Origin of the sequence: Vibrio sp. YIC-376, assembly GCF_052353105.1 — a bacterium.
Classification (GTDB): Bacteria; Pseudomonadota; Gammaproteobacteria; order Enterobacterales; family Vibrionaceae; genus Vibrio.
This window is the reverse complement of record NZ_JBBWFK010000003.1, coordinates 165,047-185,420: the sequence shown is the minus strand read 5'-3', so window position 1 is coordinate 185,420 and position 20,374 is coordinate 165,047. Positions and strand designations below refer to the sequence as shown.

Here is a 20,374-nt window from a genome sequence, read left to right as displayed (position 1 = left end):
TACTAGTTCATCTCTCTTATTGATCACACGAAGCTGTGCGTGGTAGATGCACAAAAGAAGAGACAGATAAAAAATAGCAGGCGATTGGGTATTAGGCTAAAAATGAAAAAGCTCAACCAGAGGCTGAGCTTATTGCAATAGGGTAGCGTGTTAACGCGAGAGTTTTAGTTCTCTTAGTACATCGTGTAGCGATGGCACAATTGAATGACCAAATTGGCGCACTTCTTCACATGGTTCAACCAAATCCGGAATTTGATAAGTCGACATCTGAGCAGCGACTGCAGCCTTTACGCCATTATTTGAATCTTCAAAAGCTAAGCATTTTGTCGGATCAACATTTAAACGGTTTGCTGCGAGCAGGTAGATTTCAGGGTCGGGTTTACCATTGTTCACTTCGCAGCCGGTAGTGAGATTATCGAAGTACTTACTTAACCCTGCTAATTCGAGCTTAATCTTCGCCACGTCTTTCGCTGTTGATGTCGCTACAGCGGTGGGTAAGTTTTGCTCTTTCATCCACTCTAATAGCTCGACAACCCCGTCTTTTACTGGAATGGCCTGATGCTTAACTACTGCGTTGTAGCGAGTACGCCACTCTTGATGTAAGCGATCCAGATCATTTCCATAAGCTTTGCGAAAAATAGTCTCGATACCCGCCGCATTGCGTCCAATGATTGACAGATAAACCTCTTTATAAAACGGAAGCTCTTGTACTTCACAGGCTTCCTGGAATACACGCATACAAACGCGTTCGGTATCCAGAAGTAAACCGTCCATGTCGAAAATAGCAGCTTGGTAATTCATTACTTTACAGGGTTGTTGAATGGAAGGTGTATTTTGACACAAGTCGCATTTTTTTTCTCGGGAAAATCACTGAGCATAATATAGGAGTACTCGCGCCTCGGATGTGATTTGTTGAAATAACCAAGACAGTCTGAACCATTTAGCCATCGAGAAGTTATTTGAGGGATAAATTGCGAGTAATGATATCAATTCTTTAGTAGCATGTTACAAAACATCTCAGCTCAGTTGATTAGGGAAGCAAGCAATGGAAAAACTACGCGTGGCATTTATCGGTTTGGGTGTAATGGGTTACCCAATGGCAGGCTATTTAAGTCAAGCAGGCTTTGAAACGAAAGTATACAACCGTACTAAAGCAAAAGCGGATAAATGGGCACAAGAATATAAAGGCGTCGCATGTGACACTCCATTTGAAGCCGCTGAAGGATGCGATATTGTTTTCACCTGTGTAGGCAATGATGATGATGTCCGCGGTGTTGTTTATGGCGAAGAAGGAATCCTTGTTGGACTGAAACCAGGCGCGGTTTTAGTCGATCACACTACGACTTCTGCAGATCTGGCTGTTGAACTGGCAGATGCATGTAGCAAGGTTGGAAACCACTTTATTGATGCTCCGGTTTCTGGAGGTCAGGCGGGCGCGGAAAATGGTGTGCTCACCATCATGTGTGGCGGCGAGCCTGAAGTGTTCAAGTTGGTTGCTCCTGTCATGGACGTGTACGCCAAACAAATCACCTTGCTGGGTGAGAATGGCCAGGGCCAACGTTGTAAAATGGTAAACCAAATTTGTATTGCGGGTGTTTTACAAGGTCTGAGTGAGGCATTGCTACTTGCTCAAAAATCTGGTCTGGATATTGAACAAGTTGTCGAAACATTAAAGCATGGTGCCGCCGGGTCATGGCAAATGGAAAATCGTGCCACGACCATGGCGCAAGACAAATTCGATTTCGGTTTTGCGATTGACTGGATGCGCAAAGACCTTGGTTTCTGCCTGGATGAAGCAAAGCGTGTTGGACTAGAGCTTCCTTTAACCAAAATGGTTGATGAGCAATATGCGGACCTACAACGTGAAGGTTTAGGTCGTATGGATACCTCAGTATTAATTAAAGCAGTAGCCAAAAGTTAGTAGTAGATAAACAATTCTTGAGTATCGAATAGTTTAAAAAAGTCGAAGCTAATCATACCTATTTCCTTCTAAATAAGAGGTGCGTAATGTGCCTCTTTTTATTTGTCTTAACCTAGGGGGAGGTTTGCATTTCTGCCTTACAGTTCTCTTTTTCTGCAACCTTAAACCAACAGGGTCTGTAGGGAAGATTATTACGGATAGAATTCGGTGGAAAGCTGATTGTACTTATTGAATTGATAGTCGGTGACTATGCTCCAGAACTAGATGAAATCAGAAAAGTACTACGTAAAACTTGTTGATTTTTCGTCCTTTTAAGCACTTCAATTTTATTGAAATAAATAAACAAGCCCTCTGGTATTTTGTTATACCAAAGGGCTTATCTAATTTAAGGAATGTATGTTTGCGTTATAGAGGGTCGTTTACCTGTACAACAAGTTTGCCGAAGTTTTTGCCTTCTAGTAGACCCATAAACGCCTCTGGTGCGTTCTCTAGTCCCTGAACGAGTTGTTCACGGTATTGGATCTTTCCTTCCGCCAACCACTGGTTCATGTCTTGCGCAAATTCATCGTAACGGTGTCCGTAGTCATCAAAAATGATGAAACCTTGTACTTTGATTCTCTTAGTCAGAATTTTAACCATCAGTAGTGGCAGGTGGTCTGTACCCTGTGGAAGCTCTGTCGCATTGTATTGAGAAATCAAACCACATACAGGAATACGCGCGCTTGTGTTAAGCAGCGGGAGTACCGCATCGAATACCTTGCCGCCTACGTTTTCGAAGTAGACGTCAATGCCTTTGTCACATGCATTTTTCAATTGTTGCGCGAAATCATCGGCTTTATGATCAATACACTCATCGAAGCCAAGTACTTCTTTTGCGTAGCGACACTTCTCTGCACCACCTGCAATACCGACAACGCGACAGCCTTTAAGCTTACCAATTTGACCAACCGTCGAACCCACTGGTCCAGTAGCTGAAGCAACGACGATAGTCTCACCTGGTTTTGGCTGGCCGATATCAAGCAATCCCATGTATGCCGTGAAGCCTGGCATACCTGATACGCCTAATGCGTACGAAGGGTTTTGTGGATTTTTACCCAGTTTAATGACCATTTCGCCGGTTGAAATTGCGTAGTCTTGCCAGCCAGTGTAAGCAAGCACCCACTCACCAACTTCATAATCTGGGTGATTAGAAACTTCTACCTGAGATACGGTACCAGCAACCATTACGTCGTCAATCGCAACTGGTTCTGCGTAAGATTCCGCATCACTCATACGACCGCGCATATAAGGGTCTAGTGATAAGTAAACTGCTCTTAACAACATTTCACCATCTTGTGGGACTGGTTTTGTTACTTCTTCCAGACGAAAGTTTTCGGTTTTTGGTGCACCGTGTGGACGTGATGCAAGTACGATTCTACGGTTGAAAGCGTTTGTCATGTTATTTCTCACTTAAATTAGACCGGTCGTCTAGTTTTTATTTCAAAATATCCCGCTTTCAGGGCGGGAAGGATTTTTGTGTCACAAAAGAAGTGATTCTTAATCGGACACTTGTAGGGTAACTATCTTGCTGTTTTTACGTTCACTTAAGACAAATTACGTGTATTTTTCAAGATATGTTGAGTATAGGTCAGGCTCTCTGTTAGCGCTGCCTGATCTTGATACAGTTTGTTAAGTAAACTTGCGCCATTCCAAAGATAGTAGAGTTGCCTTGCCAATAAAGCGCTATTCCCATCTGCAATAGAACCGTCCTGGATTCCAATCTCAATGCATTCCGCGATGGCTTGAATGGTTTTATCTGCTCCACGACGCAGTGCAATACGCATCGGCTCGGAAAGATCAGAGACTTCAGCACTAAGTTTCACTAACAGACATTTGTTCGCATTACACACATTTTGATCTACTTTCACTAACTCTTCAAAGTAGCTCATCAGTCGTTGGTAGCCATTCAGCTCTTTATTCGCAAAGCGTTTATTCAATCCATCAAAATACTTATGAAAGTAATCCTGGATCAAGGCTTCACCAAACTGCTCTTTGGATTTGAAGTAATGATAAAACGAGCCTTTCGGCACCGCTGCCGTTTTTAGGAGCTCTGAAAGTCCAACACTGGTAAACCCTCGGGTTACGATAAGCTCGTATCCGACGTCTAGAATATGTTGGCGTGTGTCGTTAGTCTTTGCGTTCATGAAGCGTACTTTATTTTAAATTAGACCAGTCGTCTAGTTGTTTTTGATCAGTTCATATTCGATAACAAAAAGGGTGTCCGTGTCTGGATAAATTTCGCGGATCAGTTGCTTTAATTTCGGCAGTTCAATGGCTTCTTGTTCCGCATGAAACTCATTGATGTCATCGAAACTCAGTGGTTCTACGGACAGGATTTTGATATCGCAGACTTTACGATTCGTTTCTAAGGTAAACACCTCTACTTCGGTATTGGGTACGTAATGACTTTCTGATTCATCTCGAATCGTGATGGTCTTTTTACCCGATGTAATCAACGGAGTCAGAAATTCAAAGAAAGTGATCGTTGTTGGATGGGATGACATGGTGAACTCGTTTATCAAGGTTATGGGATTTGATTATAACCTCAAATAACCTTGAGATGTTTGGTTCGCGAGCAGGGGGATCATTTACAGAATGACTTTCTTATACGAACTATGTCTGTCTTAGAATTTGATTTCTGTTGTCATATCGCATGCAACTTTGAGATCGTTAGTTATTTGTCCCAACCTAAAAGCAATAAAGCCCGTATTTATGATACGGGCTAAGAAGAGAGAAAGCTTCTCTTGGTTTGTTGATTATAGCAAGGCTTAATATGGCGTTAAATGCTAATTACCAGAACAATTGCCAAAATCGTAATAGCAAGCGCTATAGCATAACAAAGTACTTTTCCAAAAAGTCCGACATGGATTTTTAGGTCATGCATACCATGATGGATTCGGTGCATCGCGTGCCACATTGGAAGGGAAAGAGTGCCAACGATAAAAAGGGACCCGATAACGCTGGTAGCAAATTCTGATGCCTTTTCATAAGACATATTTTCAGAGGAAATTATTCCAAATGGGACCAGAATCCCCATAATCAGAATGGTGACAGGGGTTATCATAGCAAACCACGTTCCACCGGCCCCAAATAGTCCCCACCATACCGGTTCGTCTGAACGTGTTGGATTTTTATTAACCACAAGTAACTCCTTATACGATTATGAGAACAAAAAGGGAAATCACGGCAACAGCACCCCACTGAGCAAAAACAATCGTTTTCTTGTCAATAAGCTTGCCTTTAAAACGAATCGGCATCACCTGAGGCATCATGCTGAAGAATGTTTGTGCATGAAAAAGGCTTCCCAACAGAGCGATAATATTAATTATTACGACAACAGGGTTAGTCATAAAACTTAGCCAGCTTTGCCAGCTTTCAGGTCCTTTGGCCAGTGTTCCAAGACCAATGAGGAGAAAAAGAGAGAAGAATATTAACGGTAAAACAGTGGCCTCTCTCAACATATACATGCGATAGTAGCTACTCTTATTCCACCATGTTGCGTTCATTGGACGAACGTATGGTTTACGATTACTCATCTTTAAGCCTCCTGTGGTTTTAACATTGCAATCATAAAATCTTTAGAAGACTCGATTTTTCCCTGATTAACAGCTGCAGCAGGATCGACATTCTTAGGGCAAACTTCAGAGCAGAAGCCTACAAAAGTACAGCCCCAGACACCTTTTTCGCCATTAAGCAGTTTCATTCGTTCACTTTTACCATTATCACGACTATCCAGGTTATAGCGGTGAGCAAGGGTAATTGCTGCTGGGCCAAGGAACTCGGGGTTCAGACCAAATTGCGGGCAAGCCGCGTAGCAAAGACCACAGTTAATACAGGCCGCAAACTGTTTGTACTTAGCCATCTGTTCAGGTGTCTGATTGTTCGGTCCGTCTTCGGGTTTGCGGTCATTTCCGATTATATATGGCTTAAGCGCTTCCAGACGTTCGACAAACGGCGTCATGTCGACAATCAGGTCTTTCTCTATCGGGAAATTGGCTAGAGGTTCGATCAAAAGTCCGTCCGGATAGTCACGTAGGAATGTCTTACATGCTAGTTTCGGATAGTTGTTGATCATCATGCCGCAGGAGCCGCAAATGGCCATCCGGCAGGACCAGCGGAAAGAAAGATCTTTATCCAGGTGATCTTTAATGTACATAAGAGCATCAAGGACAGATGATGTGTCATCGGCCGGAACCTCAAATGTCTGCTTATAAGGTTCTGCACTTATCTTAGGGTCGTAGCGCAGAATGTCGACTTTTTGAACTCTTATAGACATTTTTTTAGCTCCTGTGTTGTCTGCGCTTCATTTGCGGCTGACTCTTCTGCAGCAGCACCATACAAGCGGGCTTTTGGCTGTGATTTAGTAATAATGACATCGCTATAGTCGATGGTCGGAGCAAGATCTTGCTGATAGAACGCGAGTGAGTGTTTCAGATAATTCTTATCGTCACGCTCAGTGCAACCTTCATCCAGTCGCTGGTGAGCACCACGGGATTCCCGGCGAAGGAGTGCTGAGTGAGCCATTGCTTCAGCGACTTCCAGACCGTAGCCTACTTCAATCGCATAAAGCAGGTCAGTATTGAATACTTTGCCTTTGTCTTTTATACAAATGTTCTTGTAGCGCTCTTTAAGCTCTGCAAGTTTAGCGATGGTTTCTTCTATCAGATCCTGACGGCGGTAAATACCACAACCGGACTCCATGGTTGCACCCATTTCAGTTCGTATGGTTGACCAGTTTTCATCGCCTTCCTGAGTCAGAAGTTTTTGTATACGTTCTGCAACCGCTTTTACCTGGCTGTTGATTGATTCTTCATTCCAGCCTTTAAATTCTTCTGCCCGTTTTACTGCATTTTCACCGGCAACACGGCCAAACACTACAAACTCAGCCAGGGAGTTAGAACCAAGGCGGTTAGCCCCATGTAAGCCAGATGAAGCACATTCACCTACGGCGAACAATCCCTTGATTTTGGTTTCACAGTTAGGATCACATTCAATACCTCCCATGGTGTAGTGGACAGTAGGACGTATTGGGATAGGCTCTTTGGCCGGATCGACGTTTACGTACGCTTTTGACAGTTCGCAAATGAACGGTAAGCGCTCCTGAAGGTATTCTTCCCCCAGATGAGTCAGGTCAAGGTGTACTACATCACCCAGAGGATGTTTGATGGTGTTGCCTTTTTGCTGTTCGTGCCAGAATGCCTGCGATAGCTTGTCGCGAGGTCCTAACTCCATGTATTTGTTCTTAGGATTACCAACCGGTGTTTCCGGACCCATACCGTAATCCTGAAGGTAGCGATAGCCATTTTTGTTCAGGATAATCCCGCCTTCACCTCTACATCCTTCTGTCATCAGGATACCTGTACCCGGTAGTCCGGTTGGGTGATACTGTACAAATTCCATATCACGTAGTGCCACACCGTGACGATAAGCCATAGCCATGCCGTCACCGGTTACGATACCGCCGTTAGTGTTGGTGTTGTACACACGGCCAGCACCGCCTGTGGCGAGTACAACGGATTTCGCTTTAATGGTGACAAGTTCTCCTTCTGACATATGAATAGCGACTAAACCCTGAACTTCACCATCATCCACCAGAAGGTCAACAACGAAATACTCGTCGAATCGTTTGATCTGTTCATATTTTAACGATGTTTGGAATAGGGTATGCAGCATATGGAAACCCGTTTTATCAGCAGCGAACCAGGTGCGTTCAACTTTCATTCCACCAAAACGTCTTACGTTTATTTCACCGTTTTCTTTGCGGCTCCATGGACATCCCCATTGCTCCATCTGGATCATTTCACGAGTTGAATTCTCAACGAAGTATTCGACAACGTTTTGGTCACAAAGCCAGTCTCCACCCCCAACCGTATCATTAAAGTGGTTATCCAGTGTGTCTTCATCTTTAATGACTGCGGCTGAACCACCTTCTGCAGCTACAGTATGTGAACGCATAGGGTAGACTTTAGAAATCAGAGCAATTTCCAGTTCAGGATTATCCTCTGCCGCAGCGATTGCAGTCCTTAGTCCAGCACCTCCGGCACCAATAACTGCTATATCTGTGGTTATAGTCTTCACATTGTTTCTCCCAAGTAATACAAATAAAAATATTTTTGATAGAGAACCACTGTTTAATAAGCGGTTCTTTATTCAGACATTCTTTTAAGCCATAAAAGTGTTGATTTGGGGACTCCAAAAAGATTGAGTTATCATCTGAGTTATCTCTTCAGAATTTGGATGTTGTGTTAACTCAGAGACACCTTCTTCTATCGCTTGTTTGGCTACGGCAATGGCTATGGCTTTCGATACTTCCACGCTGTTTTCAATGGCAGGCAGGACTTCATTTTGTGAACAAAGATGACACTCAAAGACAGACAAGGCTTCAACGGCGGCTAAGAGCATTCCATTCGTGATTACTTTTGCATTAACCGCTTTCGCGCCTAGCCCAATGCCAGGAAAAACATAAACATTATTGCATTGGGAGATGGTGTGGCGCTCACCCTCATAGCTAATTGGCAGGAATGGACTTCCAGTTGCGACGAATGCATCACCATTGGACCATTCATAAACTTGTTGAGGTGTTACCTCACAGGCACTCGTTGGATTTGATAAAGGCATTATTACTGGAGTCTGAGTATTGGCAGCCATAGCTTTAACTATTTTTTCATCAAACAGACCTGATACTCCAGTGACACCAACTAGTACATCTGGCTGATAGTGCTTAATTGCATCCTGAAGACATAATGATTCACTAGGGCTTGGTCGTTCAGAGGACGGTCTTGTCAACCATTTCTGAGCTGGTGACAAGTTCGGGGTATCGTCAAATAGCAGACCATCACGGTCAAAGACATAAACACCATAATCACTTTGGAACCCAAAACTTTGCTGGATAAGATCTGCGATACCACAGCCTGCCGATCCTGCACCAACGATGAAAACTCGAGATGTTTCAGGTTTTTTACCTAATTTCATTAATGCACGTTTTATTGTTGCAGAACTAACTGTCGCAGTTCCCTGAATATCATCATTGAAGCAGCGATATTGGTCACGGTATTTATCGAGTAGGGGATACGCATGGTTATTACTAAAATCCTCAAACTGTATTATGGCGTTTGGCCATTTCTCAGATAAGGCCTGCATAATTTCATCCAGGTAGGCATAAAATTCTTGATCATTAATACGATCTTCTTTGTCTCCCAGATAATGAGGGTCATTTTTCAGCTCTGGATTGTTTGTTCCTACATCAATACAAACAGGGAGGGTTCTATCTGGGGAAATACCGCCCACGGCAGTATAAAGGGATAATTTCCCTACAGAGATACCCATTCCGCCAATCCCTTGATCGCCTAAACCCAGAACTCTGGAGCCATCGGTGATTACGATGATATCGATATCATCTGTTATGTGTTTCAGGACGTCTGTTACGGATTCGATCGATCGATAGGAAAAATAGATGCCCCGGGGCATGATGTTCAGATAGCTGTATTTCTGGCATGCATCACCGACAGAAGGCGTGTAAATGTATGGCAAACTGTCTTTGATATTGTTACGAATATAGTGGAAAAACAGATGTTCATCCTGATCCTGTACATGTCTTAACGTCAGATATTTAGACAAATTGTTTCCGGCAACATCAAGAGAAAACTGGATTTGGGTCGTTTTATTATCCAGGCTAGCAAAATGTGTTGGTATATGGGTTCCGGTTGACAACTGATTCGGCATGACGGCTTGTAATTGTAGGTCAGACATGGTGTACCTTCTTAGAGAATTTCAATGATTAGTGTGGCTAGAATCAACATAAACGCCCCACCGATACGGGACGAGATTTGAGCGAAAGGCATGAGTTCCATACGTTTACTGGCAGCTAGTACGGCAACGTCACCAGTTCCACCCATGTTGGCCATGCACAGACCGGCAGTGATTGACGCTTCAATTGGATTAAAGCCCATCAGGCGCCCAACGATGGCGGTACCTACAACAGCTCCAAGAACCGTTGCCAATACCATTAAGAAGTAGACCAGGTTAAGAGATGCAATGATCTGGTTGACGTCTGTATAGGCAACACCAATACCTACAAGCAATGCCGGAGTTAGATTGTTGACAACGAATTTGTACCAGGCGTGTGCAGCTTGTTCTAATTCACGAGGGATAAGCCCCATAACTTTTACAAAAGCGACAGACAGGATCATCAGAGCGTAGGTATGCATGCTAATCACGCTGCTCAGCAAGTTCCCGACAAAGAACATGGTAATAGCAATCAGAGCACCAATCCCAAGAACATTGATAGTTATTGGCATTGATTCTTCTTTTTGATCAGCTACTGCTTTAGAGTTACGCATCAACTGGCCGTTACCAGTTAGCGACGGATATACTTTGCCTAATTTGTCCAGAAGCCCGGCAACAACAATAGAGAGTGCATTACCAATAGCCAGAGCCGGAACCATCTTAGACATCAGTATTTCCGCACTCATCCCAGTATTACCTGACATGATTTCAACCAGAGGAACAGCTCCGGCACCCATACCGCCCCCCATGATTGGAAGAGCAATCAACATAACCGACTCAAAAAAGCCATGGCCAAGTGCAGCTCCCACTATTCCTGCGAATAAGAAGGCACAAGCAACGCCAGCCAGAATGACTGGAATGTATTTCAGAGCCGCTTTTTTAAGTACATCAGTATCCATACCCAGAATGGATCCTGTTACCAAACTGGCGATGAAAAATGAAAGAAAACCACCGCTTTTTACGAACGTAGTGATGGTTTCTGTTGCTTCATGTGGAATTAATCCGCTTTGGAAAATATAAGATGAGCCAAAAATGATGGTAATTGCACCACCACCAAAGAACTGATTGATAATCGGAGTGTTATCGCCGATAAGATTTAAAACATATCCGATAACTGCCATTATACCTATGGCACCAATAATTCCCGATGGCATGATATTTTTAATAGTTGCAAGAAAAATTACAGCAGCGGAAAGAATGAATAGAATATTAATCATCCTTTTGTTGTTTGCGGCGCTGTTGTCACTCCGCGTTATTAAGTTACTAAGCATAATCGACCTTTATATGTGTTTTGATTTGTAGGGTAATTCGAGTTGAGTCTAGCAAGAGATAAAAATTTGATTTTTGCGCTTACCATTTATGTAACTAACTAGTGCTTTTGTAACTTTTGTAACCTAAGGTCTGAACAGGTATATGGCGTGAACAAAAGTTACAAAACTGAAATAAATTACATAAGTGTTCAGGTCAGAAAACGCAATTTAAATATTTATTACTATCTGGAGGTATTAAATTTTTGTAAAAAACTGCGAGAGGTTTTAGTGGAATGAGTAATAAATTTTTGTCCCTATTAATTATTTTATTTGTAGGGGGAGGGATTTGGTTTAGCCCAGTTCCGGCAGGTGTCGATCCAAATGCCTGGCACTTGTTAGCCATCTTTATTGCTACGGTACTGGGCTTAATTCTGGAGCCTATGCCTATGGGAGCTGTGGCATTTATGGGGATAGCAGTAACCGCATTAACCGATACTCTGTCTATAACAGAGTCATTGACGGGTTTTTCCAATCACGTTATTTGGTTGATAGTTCTAGCATTTTTTATTTCCCGTGCGTTTATTAAGAGTGGTCTGGGTTCCCGCATCGGCTATATTTTTATGAAGTTACTTGGGCAAAAAACACTCTCTTTGTCGTATGGTCTGCTTATAACCGATTTTCTTTTAGCTCCGGCAATTCCTTCTAATACTGCGCGTACTGGTGGGATTGTATATCCTTTGGCAAATTCAGTTTCCGAAGCTTATGGATCGAAAGCAGAAGAGGGTACTTCAGGTAAGCTTGGTAGTTTCCTCATGACCACTGTTTTTCACGGCACGACGATTACCGGAGCGATGTTCCTGACAGGTATGGCTGCGAACCCGTTAGCGGCCAAACTGGCTGCTGATATGGGCATTGACATAAGTTGGGGTATGTGGGCATGGGCTGCATTGGTTCCGGGAGTGGCCGCATTAGTTCTTATGCCAATTCTGGCGTATCTGCTAAATAAACCCAGCATTACATCTACACCTCAGGCATCGGTAATAGCAGCAGAAGCTTTAGCTAAAATGGGTAAAATGTCGCGTGCTGAATGGACCACTTTATTTACTTTTATTCTCCTTATTGTTCTCTGGATCGGCGGTGAAGTTATTGGCGTTGCTGGTACCACAGCTGCGTTGGTAGGCATGGTTATCTTACTGCTGACGGAAGTTCTGAGTTGGGACGATATTATTAATGAGAATGGGGCATGGAACACATTGGTGTGGTTTTCGGCGTTGGTAATGATGGCCACTTACCTTAATAAACTAGGATTGATTAGTTGGTTTGGTGCGAATGTTGCCACTTATCTATCCGCATTTGAATGGCCTGTGGCACTTTTATGTCTCACATTGGCATATTTTTATGTCCACTACGCCTTTGCTTCAGCCACTGCCCAAGTGGCTGCACTTTACAGCGTATTCTTGACAGTAGCTGTACAGTTAGGTGCACCTGGAATGCTGGCTGCGATGGTGTTGGGCATCGCCTCTAACCTATATGGCGGGACGACACATTACGGAACCGGACCAGCACCTATATTATTCGGTTCAGGACATGTTTCGTTGCCAAAATGGTGGAGTATCGGATTTATTATGAGTTTGATGCAAATACTTATCTGGACTGTTTTAGGTGGAGTCTGGTGGAAAATTATCGGCTTATATTAATGATTACAAATGTCGTGTTCTCACCATTTTTTTTGAATAATTAATTTTTCTTAGCGGTCTATTAATAAGGCCGCTTAATTTACCAATTGTTTGTTTTTACTAAATTACACAATACATAACAAATTGTAAAATATATTGTTAAATAATTTAATGCCTATGCAGTAAGTTATTTAATATAACAAAATATCCAAGAGAAAATTTTATTAATTGAAATATTGTCTGATAACTAAAATATTAGGGGTTGATTATGGCGCTTATAAAAGAAGAAGATGTAATAAGCAGTGTCGCTGATGCGTTGCAGTATATTTCTTATTACCATCCTATAGATTTTGTGCAGGCTTTAGAAAAAGCCTACAAAAAGGAGCAGAGTAAGGCGGCTAAAGACGCTATTGCACAGATTCTAATTAATTCACGTATGGCAGCTGAAGGGAGAAGACCTATTTGTCAGGATACGGGGATAGTGACCTGTATCGTAAAAGTAGGGATGAATGTGCGTTGGGAAGGTAATTCCACGTTACAGGAGATGGTTAATCAGGGCGTTCGTCTTGCCTATAACAACCCTGCTAATCCACTCCGGGCTTCTGTGGTTGAAAACCCTTCTGGCAACCGGCTCAACACCCGCGATAACTCTCCGGCAGTGGTGCATGTCGAAATGGTAGCGGGAGATAAGCTGGAGTTCATGATTGCAGCTAAAGGTGGCGGCTCAGAAAACAAAACTAAGATGGTGATGCTAAATCCTTCAGACGATATAGCCGAATGGGTAGAAAAAGCGGTATGTCAGATGGGAGCAGGCTGGTGTCCTCCGGGCATGCTTGGCATTGGTATCGGTGGTACGGCTGAGAAAGCCGCTGTTTTAGCGAAAGAGTCCTTGATGGATCCGGTCGATATTCATGACCTGCAGGAAAGCGGGCCACAAAATGATATTGATGCGTTGCGTCTGGATATTTTTAACCGTGTAAACAATCTCGGTGTCGGAGCTCAGGGGCTAGGCGGGTTAACAACGGTTTTGGATGTAAAAATCAAAGAAGCACCGACTCACGCAGCATCCAAACCAGTTTGTCTCATTCCTAACTGTGCTGCGACTCGCCATATTCACTTTACTCTCGATGGTACCGGCCCTGCAGAACTGACTCCACCCCGGCTGGAAGAGTGGCCAGACGTTACATGGGAGGTTGGAGAAAGCGTTCGCAGAGTGAATGTTGATGAGCTGACAAAAAACGACATTCAGGAGTGGCAATCCGGAGAAACCCTATTGTTATCCGGGAAGATTCTTACAGGCCGGGATGCTGCACATAAGCGTCTTCAGGATATGTTAAATAAGGGTGAATCGTTTCCGGTAGATTTTACTAACCGATTTATTTATTACGTAGGCCCGGTTGACGCTATCGAAGGTGAAGTCGTTGGACCTGCTGGCCCAACGACGTCTACAAGAATGGATAAGTTTACGGACATGATGCTGAGTGAAGCTGGTCTTATGGGAATGATAGGAAAAGCTGAACGAGGCCCAGCTGCCATCGACGCTATTAAAGCTCATCAATCCGTTTATTTGGCTGCCGTTGGTGGTGCCGCTTATTTAGTTGCAAAAGCAATTAAAAAAGCGCGGGTTGTCGCTTTTGAGGATCTTGGTATGGAAGCGATTTACGAATTTGAAGTGGAAGATATGCCAGTTACCGTGGCTGTTGACTCTCAAGGTGTCAATGTCCATCAGACCGGACCGGATGTCTGGAAAATAAAAATCGGTGAAATGCAGGAAAGTCTGACAGCCAATTGTTAGGTAGTGATGAGTTATGATAACAATCAACAAAGGGTTGGACCTTCCAATTTCGGGAGTTCCTTCCCAGATAATTAATGGTGGTAAAGCCATTACAAAAGTCGCCTTGCTGGGCGAAGAGTACGTTGGGATGCGACCTACGATGTATGTTCGCGTTGGAGATAAAGTGAAGAAAGGTCAGGTTCTTTTTGCAGATAAAAAGAATCCGGGCGTGGTATTCACTTCTCCTGCCAGTGGTACCGTCATAGAAGTGAACCGTGGTGCCAAACGTGTCTTGCAATCCGTTGTGGTTGAAGTGGCAGGAGAGGATCAGGTTACATTCGATAAGTTTGATCCCGAAGAACTGGCTTGTCTTGACCGGGCTCTGGTCAGGAAGCAGTTAATTGAATCTGGTATGTGGACCGCTTTTCGTACACGACCATTCAGCAAGGTTCCGGCGGTGGACTCAACGACTGAGGCTATTTTCGTTACCGCAACGGATACTAATCCGCTGGCTGCGAATCCAGATGTCATCATCAGAGAACAACCTCAAGCCTTCATTGCAGGCTTAGATCTGCTGGCCAATCTTACTGACGGTAAAGTTTATGTCTGCAAGAAAGGTACGAGTCTTCCACGTAGTGAGCAACCTAACGTTGAAGAGCATGTTTTCCATGGCCCGCATCCTGCGGGTCTGGCAGGTACACATATGCATTATCTCTACCCGGTCAACATAGAGCATGTAGCGTGGAGTATTAACTATCAGGACGTGATTGCATTCGGTATGTTATTCCTTACCGGTGAAATCTATACAGACCGGGTAGTGTCTCTGGCTGGCCCTGTGGTGGTCTCTCCTCGTCTTATTCGTACTCAACTTGGCGCATCGATCAATGAGATTATTGATAATGAAGTCATGCCGGGTGAAGTCCGGGTTATTTCGGGTTCCGTTCTTTCCGGTGTGCAGGCAAACGGTGTAAATGCATACCTTGGTCGATACCATCAGCAAATTTCAGTACTGCGTGAAGGTCGCGAGAAGGAACTGTTTGGCTGGGCTATGCCGGGTAAAAACAAATTCTCGGTAACCAAATCCTTTCTTAGTCACCTGTTCAAAGGCCAGATATTTAATATGACTACCGCTCTTAATGGAGGTGTACGTGCAATGGTGCCTATTGGTAGTTACGAAAAAGTGATGCCATTAGATATGGAGCCAACACTGCTGCTTCGCGATCTCTGCTCAGGAGATTCAGACAGTGCTCTACGTTTGGGTTGCCTTGAGCTTGATGAAGAAGACCTGGCATTGTGTACCTACGTATGCCCAAGTAAATATGAGTATGGCGATATGCTGCGTGAATGCCTGAACACGATAGAGAAGGAGGGCTAATCCATGCTTAAAAAGATCTTAGAGGATATAGAGCCCCATTTTGAAGCAGGCGGTAAATTGGAAAAGTGGTTTCCGGTTTATGAAGCTACGGCAACCCTGTTTTATACCCCGGGAACAGTAACCCAAAAAAGTGCCCACGTCCGTGATTGCGTTGACCTTAAGCGTATTATGATCGTGGTGTGGTTTGCGGTACTTCCTGCCATGTTCTGGGGGATGTACAACGCAGGTCATCAGGCTATTGCTGCACTTAACTATATGTATGAAGGGGCTCAGCTTGCAGAAGTTATTTCCGCAAACTGGCATTACTGGCTAACGGTAGCCATTGGGGGCAGTTTAACTAGCGATGCAGGCTGGGGCTCCCAGATGTTACTTGGTGCTAGCTATTTTTTGCCTATATATGCAGTCGTTTTTGCCGTTGGTGCTTTCTGGGAAGTATTGTTCTGTGTAGTACGTAAACATGAAGTTAACGAAGGCTTCTTCGTCAGCTCCATTCTGTTTGCACTTATCGTTCCGCCGACACTGCCGCTTTGGCAGGCTGCGCTGGGTATTACTTTTGGGGTAGTCGTTGCAAAAGAGATATTCGGTGGTACTGGTCGCAACTTTCTTAACCCTGCACTGGCTGGGCGCGCGTTCTTGTTTTTTGCTTATCCAGGGGAGATTTCAGGTGATATGGTCTGGACTGCTGCTGACGGTTTTTCCGGTGCAACTGCACTGAGTCAGTGGGCTCAGGGTGGTAAAGGGGCCCTGATTCACAATGTGACTGGAGAACAAATAACCTGGCTCAACGCCTTCCTTGGCAATATCCCCGGCTCAATTGGTGAAGTGTCAACACTGGCACTGATGGTTGGCGCAGCCATTATTGTCTATACCGGCATCGCGTCCTGGAGAATTATTGCCGGTGTGTTGACGGGAATGATAGTTACCTCTTTGCTGTTCAATATCATCGGTTCTGATACTAACCCTATGTTCTCAATGCCGTGGTACTGGCACCTTGTTTTAGGTGGATTTGCGTTCGGTATGTTCTTTATGGCTACGGACCCGGTATCTGCCTCTTTTACCGAGAAAGGTAAATGGGCATACGGAATTTTAATTGGCCTGATGTGTGTACTTGTTCGTGTAGTGAATCCGGCATATCCGGAAGGTATGATGCTGGCAATTCTATTCGCAAACTTGTTTGCACCTTTGTTCGATTATTTTGTCGTTGAGAAAAATGTTAAACGGAGGCAAGCACGTTATGGCAAGTAATAACGATAGTATTAAGAAGACTCTGTTGGTTGTTATCTCAATATGTTTAGTGTGCTCAGTCGTTGTTTCGGCTGCTGCTGTATTGCTACGTGACAGACAACAAACGAATGCAGTTCTTGATAAACAGAAAAACATTTTAGCCGTTGCCGGGCTGGGAGCTAAAGATGGTTCAACGCCTGAACTGTTTGCTCAGTATATTGAGCCCCGTTTGGTGGATTTTAAATCTGGTGACTTTGTTGAAGGTGATGCGGCTGTGTATAACCAGCGCAAAGCGGCTAAAGATCCTAAGGAGTCCATCAAACTTTCAGGAGAGCAGGATGAAGCAAAAATCCTACGTCGAGCCAACATTGGTCTGGTTTATCTGGTTAGGGATGACAACAAAATATCGAGAGTGATTCTGCCTATTCATGGCAACGGTTTATGGTCGATGATGTACGCATTTATTGCAGTTGAGACGGATGGAAATACGGTTTCTGGTATTACCTACTATGAACAAGGAGAGACTCCGGGGCTGGGCGGGGAGGTCGAAAACCCAGGCTGGCGTGCACAGTTTGTCGGTAAGAAGCTTTTCGATGAAAACCACAAACCTGCGATTAAGATTGTTAAAGGCGGAGCTCCCCAAGGAAGCGAGCATGGCGTAGATGGTCTTTCTGGCGCGACTCTTACTTCAAATGGCGTACAACGCACGTTTGATTTCTGGTTGGGCGAGATGGGATTCGGTCCTTTCCTGGCTAAAGTCTCTGATGGAGGGCTCAATTGATGGCTGTTGATGTGAAAGAGATGAAAAACCATCTTCTTGTTCCTGTATTGGATAACAACCCAATCGCGCTGCAAGTACTGGGTGTCTGTTCTGCTCTGGCTGTGACAACCAAGCTGGAAACGGCATTTGTAATGACTCTGGCGGTGATGTTTGTAACTGCGTTTTCGAACTTTTTTGTTTCATTAATTCGTCACCACATTCCTAATAGTGTCCGTATTATCGTGCAGATGGCGATCATCGCTTCGTTAGTAATCGTCGTTGACCAGGTTCTGAAAGCTTTTCTTTACGATATTTCAAAACAACTTTCGGTTTTTGTCGGTCTGATTATTACCAACTGTATCGTAATGGGACGTGCTGAAGCTTACGCCATGAAATCTGAACCAATAGCGTCTTTTATTGATGGTGTTGGTAATGGACTAGGCTATGGTTTTGTTCTTATCACGGTTGGTTTTTTCCGTGAGTTGTTTGGTTCCGGCAAATTGTTCGGTATGGAGGTGTTTCCTCTCATATCAGATGGTGGGTGGTATAAGCCAAACGGTCTGATGCTGTTGGCTCCATCAGCGTTCTTCTTGATTGGTTTTATGATCTGGGCTATCCGGGTGTTTAAACCAGAACAAATTGAAGCTAAGGAGTAAGCGAGAGTGGAACATTATATTAGTTTGCTGGTTCGTTCGGTGTTTATCGAGAATTTAGCACTTTCGTTCTTCTTAGGTATGTGCACATTCCTTGCGGTATCTAAGAAAGTTAAAACCTCACTTGGTCTGGGTATCGCCGTTACCGTTGTTCTAACTATTGCGGTTCCGGTAAACAATCTGCTTTATAACCTGGTGCTGAAAGAAAGTGTCCTGGTTGACGGTGTGGATTTAAGCTTCCTGAACTTCATCACCTTCATCGGCGTTATTGCGGCTCTGGTACAGATTTTGGAGATGATTCTCGATCGTTTCTTCCCGCCTCTATATCACGCACTGGGTATTTTTCTTCCGCTTATCACGGTGAACTGTGCAATATTCGGTGGAGTGTCGTTTATGGTACAGCGTGACTACAACTTCGTAGAGTCTGTGTTCTATGGTTTTGGTTCTGGTTTAGGCTGGATGCTGGCTATTGTTGCATTGGCAGGGATACGCGAGAAAATGAAATATTCCGATGTTCCTCCGGGGTTACGTGGTCTGGGTATTACCTTTATCACTGCTGGTTTAATGGCGTTGGGCTTTATGTCTTTCTCTGGTGTTCAATTGTAAGTGGGTAAACGACACAATATATAAGGAATAGAATATGCAAAGCATTATTCTTGGTGTAGTGATGTTTACCGTGATCGTGCTTGCTCTCGTTTTAATCATACTTATGGCTAAATCGAAGCTTGTACCATCAGGTGACGTTACAATCACGGTTAATGGGGACCCGGAAAAAAGTTTCGTAACTTCTCCGGGCGATAAGCTCCTTGGAGCCCTGGCTGGAAATGGCATTTTTGTATCTTCTGCCTGTGGTGGTGGTGGTTCCTGTGGCCAGTGCCGGGTAAAAGTAAAATCAGGCGGAGGCGATATCCTGCCGACTGAACTGGATCACATCACCAAAGGTGAAGCGCGCGAAGGTGAGCGACTCGCCTGTCAGGTTGCTGTAAAGAGCGATATGGACATACAGCTGCCGGAAGAGATCTTTGGTGTGAAGAAGTGGGAATGCGAAGTTATTTCGAATAACAACGAAGCCACCTTTATCAAAGAGCTGGTTCTTAAGATTCCTGATGGGGAAGAAGTACCATTCCGTGCTGGTGGTTATATTCAAATTGAAGCAGCACCTCACCATATTAAATACTCTGACTTCGATATACCGGAAGAATACCGTGGGGACTGGGATAAATTTAATCTGTTCCGTTATGAGTCTGTCGTAAAGGAGCATACTATCCGCGCCTATTCCATGGCTTCATATCCGGAGGAAAAAGGCTTGATCAAGCTGAACGTCCGCATTGCAACTCCACCACCTCAAAATCCAGATGTGCCACCGGGCATTATGTCCTCTTATATCTGGTCTCTAAAGCCGGGTGATAAATGCATTATTTCAGGCCCGTTTGGTGAGTTCTTTGCCAAAGAAACCGATAACGAAATGGTATTTATCGGTGGGGGGGCCGGTATGGCTCCGATGCGCTCGCATATTTTTGACCAACTGCTACGCCTGAAATCTAAGCGTAAGATGACTTATTGGTATGGCGCCCGTTCCAAAAGAGAAATGTTCTATGTAGAAGATTTCGACAAGTTGTCAGAGGATAATGATAATTTTGAATGGCACGTCGCGCTTTCGGATCCTCTGCCTGAAGATAACTGGGATGGTTACACTGGCTTTATTCATAACGTGATTTATGAAAACTACCTGAAGGATCATGAAGCACCGGAAGATTGTGAGTACTACATGTGTGGTCCTCCAATGATGAACGCCGCTGTTATTGATATGCTGAAAGGCCTTGGGGTGGAAGACGAAAATATTTTATTAGATGATTTTGGCGGCTAATGATTAGCCTAAAAAATTTGGCAGTGGCTGTCCTTTTCAAGGTCAGCCAT

The 20,374-nt window shown here is 44.1% G+C and carries 19 protein-coding genes; 9 read left to right on the top strand and 10 right to left on the bottom strand.

Features of this window, described 5'->3' with window-relative positions; all coding sequences use genetic code 11:
* Positions 1 to 150: 150 nt before the first annotated feature.
* On the bottom strand, positions 151 to 801 hold the full coding sequence (locus WJM94_RS07880; protein ID WP_444493697.1) for an HAD family hydrolase: 651 nt from the start codon (positions 799 to 801) through the stop codon (positions 151 to 153).
* Between the two features lie 244 nt (positions 802 to 1,045).
* On the opposite strand from WJM94_RS07880, the gene WJM94_RS07875 reads away from it, so the two are divergent.
* The gene (locus WJM94_RS07875; protein WP_444493696.1) at positions 1,046 to 1,921 is read left to right on the top strand and encodes an NAD(P)-dependent oxidoreductase; all 876 of its coding nucleotides are present in this window, start codon (positions 1,046 to 1,048) and stop codon (positions 1,919 to 1,921) included.
* 405 nt (positions 1,922 to 2,326) lie between these two features.
* Here the strand turns inward: WJM94_RS07875 and WJM94_RS07870 are convergent, their stop codons facing one another.
* The 9 genes from WJM94_RS07870 to WJM94_RS07830 form a co-directional block, all read right to left on the bottom strand.
* Positions 2,327 to 3,358: an NADP-dependent oxidoreductase gene (locus tag WJM94_RS07870; RefSeq protein ID WP_444493695.1), complete on the bottom strand. Its 1,032-nt coding sequence runs from the start codon at positions 3,356 to 3,358 to the stop codon at positions 2,327 to 2,329.
* Between the two features lie 146 nt (positions 3,359 to 3,504).
* Positions 3,505 to 4,104, bottom strand: a complete 600-nt coding sequence (locus WJM94_RS07865) for a TetR/AcrR family transcriptional regulator (RefSeq protein WP_444493694.1) — start codon at positions 4,102 to 4,104, stop codon at positions 3,505 to 3,507.
* A gap of 33 nt (positions 4,105 to 4,137) precedes the next feature.
* Positions 4,138 to 4,464 (bottom strand): N(4)-acetylcytidine aminohydrolase, encoded by a 327-nt coding sequence (gene yqfB, locus WJM94_RS07860; protein WP_444493693.1) that lies wholly within the window; start codon positions 4,462 to 4,464, stop codon positions 4,138 to 4,140.
* A gap of 275 nt (positions 4,465 to 4,739) precedes the next feature.
* Positions 4,740 to 5,102 carry a fumarate reductase subunit FrdD gene (gene frdD / locus WJM94_RS07855; RefSeq protein ID WP_444493692.1) on the bottom strand — a complete coding sequence of 121 codons (363 nt, stop codon included), beginning with the start codon at positions 5,100 to 5,102 and terminating at the stop codon, positions 4,740 to 4,742.
* Between the two features lie 10 nt (positions 5,103 to 5,112).
* A complete protein-coding gene (gene frdC, locus WJM94_RS07850; RefSeq protein ID WP_444493691.1) occupies positions 5,113 to 5,496 on the bottom strand; it encodes a fumarate reductase subunit FrdC in 384 nt (127 codons plus the stop codon).
* A 2-nt stretch (positions 5,497 to 5,498) separates the two neighbouring features.
* Positions 5,499 to 6,236 (bottom strand): succinate dehydrogenase/fumarate reductase iron-sulfur subunit, encoded by a 738-nt coding sequence (locus WJM94_RS07845; RefSeq protein WP_444493690.1) that lies wholly within the window; start codon positions 6,234 to 6,236, stop codon positions 5,499 to 5,501.
* Positions 6,227 to 8,038, bottom strand: a complete 1,812-nt coding sequence (frdA, locus tag WJM94_RS07840; RefSeq protein WP_444493689.1) for a fumarate reductase (quinol) flavoprotein subunit — start codon at positions 8,036 to 8,038, stop codon at positions 6,227 to 6,229. Before frdA ends, WJM94_RS07845 begins: the two co-directional genes overlap by 10 nt.
* Positions 8,039 to 8,122: 84 nt before the next feature.
* Entirely contained in the window at positions 8,123 to 9,709 is a 1,587-nt protein-coding gene (maeA, locus tag WJM94_RS07835; protein WP_444493688.1) for an oxaloacetate-decarboxylating malate dehydrogenase, read from the bottom strand.
* A gap of 11 nt (positions 9,710 to 9,720) precedes the next feature.
* Positions 9,721 to 10,962 carry a 2-hydroxycarboxylate transporter family protein gene (locus WJM94_RS07830; RefSeq protein WP_444493687.1) on the bottom strand — a complete coding sequence of 414 codons (1,242 nt, stop codon included), beginning with the start codon at positions 10,960 to 10,962 and terminating at the stop codon, positions 9,721 to 9,723.
* 326 nt (positions 10,963 to 11,288) lie between these two features.
* On the opposite strand from WJM94_RS07830, the gene WJM94_RS07825 reads away from it, so the two are divergent.
* The 8 genes from WJM94_RS07825 to nqrF all read left to right on the top strand — a co-directional run bounded on the left by WJM94_RS07825 (position 11,289) and on the right by nqrF (position 20,324).
* Complete coding sequence (locus WJM94_RS07825; protein WP_444493686.1) at positions 11,289 to 12,692, top strand: anion permease; 1,404 nt, start codon at positions 11,289 to 11,291, stop codon at positions 12,690 to 12,692.
* Positions 12,693 to 12,939: 247 nt separating this feature from the next.
* Positions 12,940 to 14,466, top strand: a complete 1,527-nt coding sequence (locus WJM94_RS07820; RefSeq protein WP_444493685.1) for a fumarate hydratase — start codon at positions 12,940 to 12,942, stop codon at positions 14,464 to 14,466.
* A 13-nt stretch (positions 14,467 to 14,479) separates the two neighbouring features.
* On the top strand, positions 14,480 to 15,820 hold the full coding sequence (locus tag WJM94_RS07815) for a Na(+)-translocating NADH-quinone reductase subunit A (RefSeq protein ID WP_444493684.1): 1,341 nt from the start codon (positions 14,480 to 14,482) through the stop codon (positions 15,818 to 15,820).
* A 3-nt stretch (positions 15,821 to 15,823) separates the two neighbouring features.
* The gene (locus tag WJM94_RS07810) at positions 15,824 to 17,065 is read left to right on the top strand and encodes an NADH:ubiquinone reductase (Na(+)-transporting) subunit B (protein WP_444493683.1); all 1,242 of its coding nucleotides are present in this window, start codon (positions 15,824 to 15,826) and stop codon (positions 17,063 to 17,065) included.
* Positions 17,055 to 17,825 carry a Na(+)-translocating NADH-quinone reductase subunit C gene (locus WJM94_RS07805; protein ID WP_444493682.1) on the top strand — a complete coding sequence of 257 codons (771 nt, stop codon included), beginning with the start codon at positions 17,055 to 17,057 and terminating at the stop codon, positions 17,823 to 17,825. The genes WJM94_RS07810 and WJM94_RS07805 overlap by 11 nt, the downstream gene beginning before the upstream one ends.
* 20 nt (positions 17,826 to 17,845) lie before the next feature.
* A complete protein-coding gene (locus WJM94_RS07800; protein ID WP_444493911.1) occupies positions 17,846 to 18,460 on the top strand; it encodes an NADH:ubiquinone reductase (Na(+)-transporting) subunit D in 615 nt (204 codons plus the stop codon).
* A 6-nt stretch (positions 18,461 to 18,466) separates the two neighbouring features.
* The gene (gene nqrE, locus WJM94_RS07795; RefSeq protein WP_444493681.1) at positions 18,467 to 19,063 is read left to right on the top strand and encodes an NADH:ubiquinone reductase (Na(+)-transporting) subunit E; all 597 of its coding nucleotides are present in this window, start codon (positions 18,467 to 18,469) and stop codon (positions 19,061 to 19,063) included.
* A gap of 34 nt (positions 19,064 to 19,097) precedes the next feature.
* Positions 19,098 to 20,324, top strand: a complete 1,227-nt coding sequence (nqrF, locus tag WJM94_RS07790; protein WP_444493680.1) for an NADH:ubiquinone reductase (Na(+)-transporting) subunit F — start codon at positions 19,098 to 19,100, stop codon at positions 20,322 to 20,324.
* The last annotated feature ends 50 nt before the right edge of the window (positions 20,325 to 20,374 follow it).

Coding starts and splice junctions, on each gene's coding strand:
- WJM94_RS07880 (WP_444493697.1), bottom strand. CDS start 801: ATGAATTACCAAGCTGCTATTTTCGACATGGACGGTTTACTTCTGGAT.
- WJM94_RS07875 (WP_444493696.1), top strand. CDS start 1,046: ATGGAAAAACTACGCGTGGCATTTATCGGTTTGGGTGTAATGGGTTAC.
- WJM94_RS07870 (WP_444493695.1), bottom strand. CDS start 3,358: ATGACAAACGCTTTCAACCGTAGAATCGTACTTGCATCACGTCCACAC.
- WJM94_RS07865 (WP_444493694.1), bottom strand. CDS start 4,104: ATGAACGCAAAGACTAACGACACACGCCAACATATTCTAGACGTCGGA.
- yqfB (WP_444493693.1), bottom strand. CDS start 4,464: ATGTCATCCCATCCAACAACGATCACTTTCTTTGAATTTCTGACTCCG.
- frdC (WP_444493691.1), bottom strand. CDS start 5,496: ATGAGTAATCGTAAACCATACGTTCGTCCAATGAACGCAACATGGTGG.
- WJM94_RS07845 (WP_444493690.1), bottom strand. CDS start 6,236: ATGTCTATAAGAGTTCAAAAAGTCGACATTCTGCGCTACGACCCTAAG.
- maeA (WP_444493688.1), bottom strand. CDS start 9,709: ATGTCTGACCTACAATTACAAGCCGTCATGCCGAATCAGTTGTCAACC.
- WJM94_RS07830 (WP_444493687.1), bottom strand. CDS start 10,962: ATGATTAATATTCTATTCATTCTTTCCGCTGCTGTAATTTTTCTTGCA.
- WJM94_RS07825 (WP_444493686.1), top strand. CDS start 11,289: ATGAGTAATAAATTTTTGTCCCTATTAATTATTTTATTTGTAGGGGGA.
- WJM94_RS07820 (WP_444493685.1), top strand. CDS start 12,940: ATGGCGCTTATAAAAGAAGAAGATGTAATAAGCAGTGTCGCTGATGCG.
- WJM94_RS07815 (WP_444493684.1), top strand. CDS start 14,480: ATGATAACAATCAACAAAGGGTTGGACCTTCCAATTTCGGGAGTTCCT.
- WJM94_RS07810 (WP_444493683.1), top strand. CDS start 15,824: ATGCTTAAAAAGATCTTAGAGGATATAGAGCCCCATTTTGAAGCAGGC.
- WJM94_RS07805 (WP_444493682.1), top strand. CDS start 17,055: ATGGCAAGTAATAACGATAGTATTAAGAAGACTCTGTTGGTTGTTATC.
- WJM94_RS07800 (WP_444493911.1), top strand. CDS start 17,846: ATGAAAAACCATCTTCTTGTTCCTGTATTGGATAACAACCCAATCGCG.
- nqrF (WP_444493680.1), top strand. CDS start 19,098: ATGCAAAGCATTATTCTTGGTGTAGTGATGTTTACCGTGATCGTGCTT.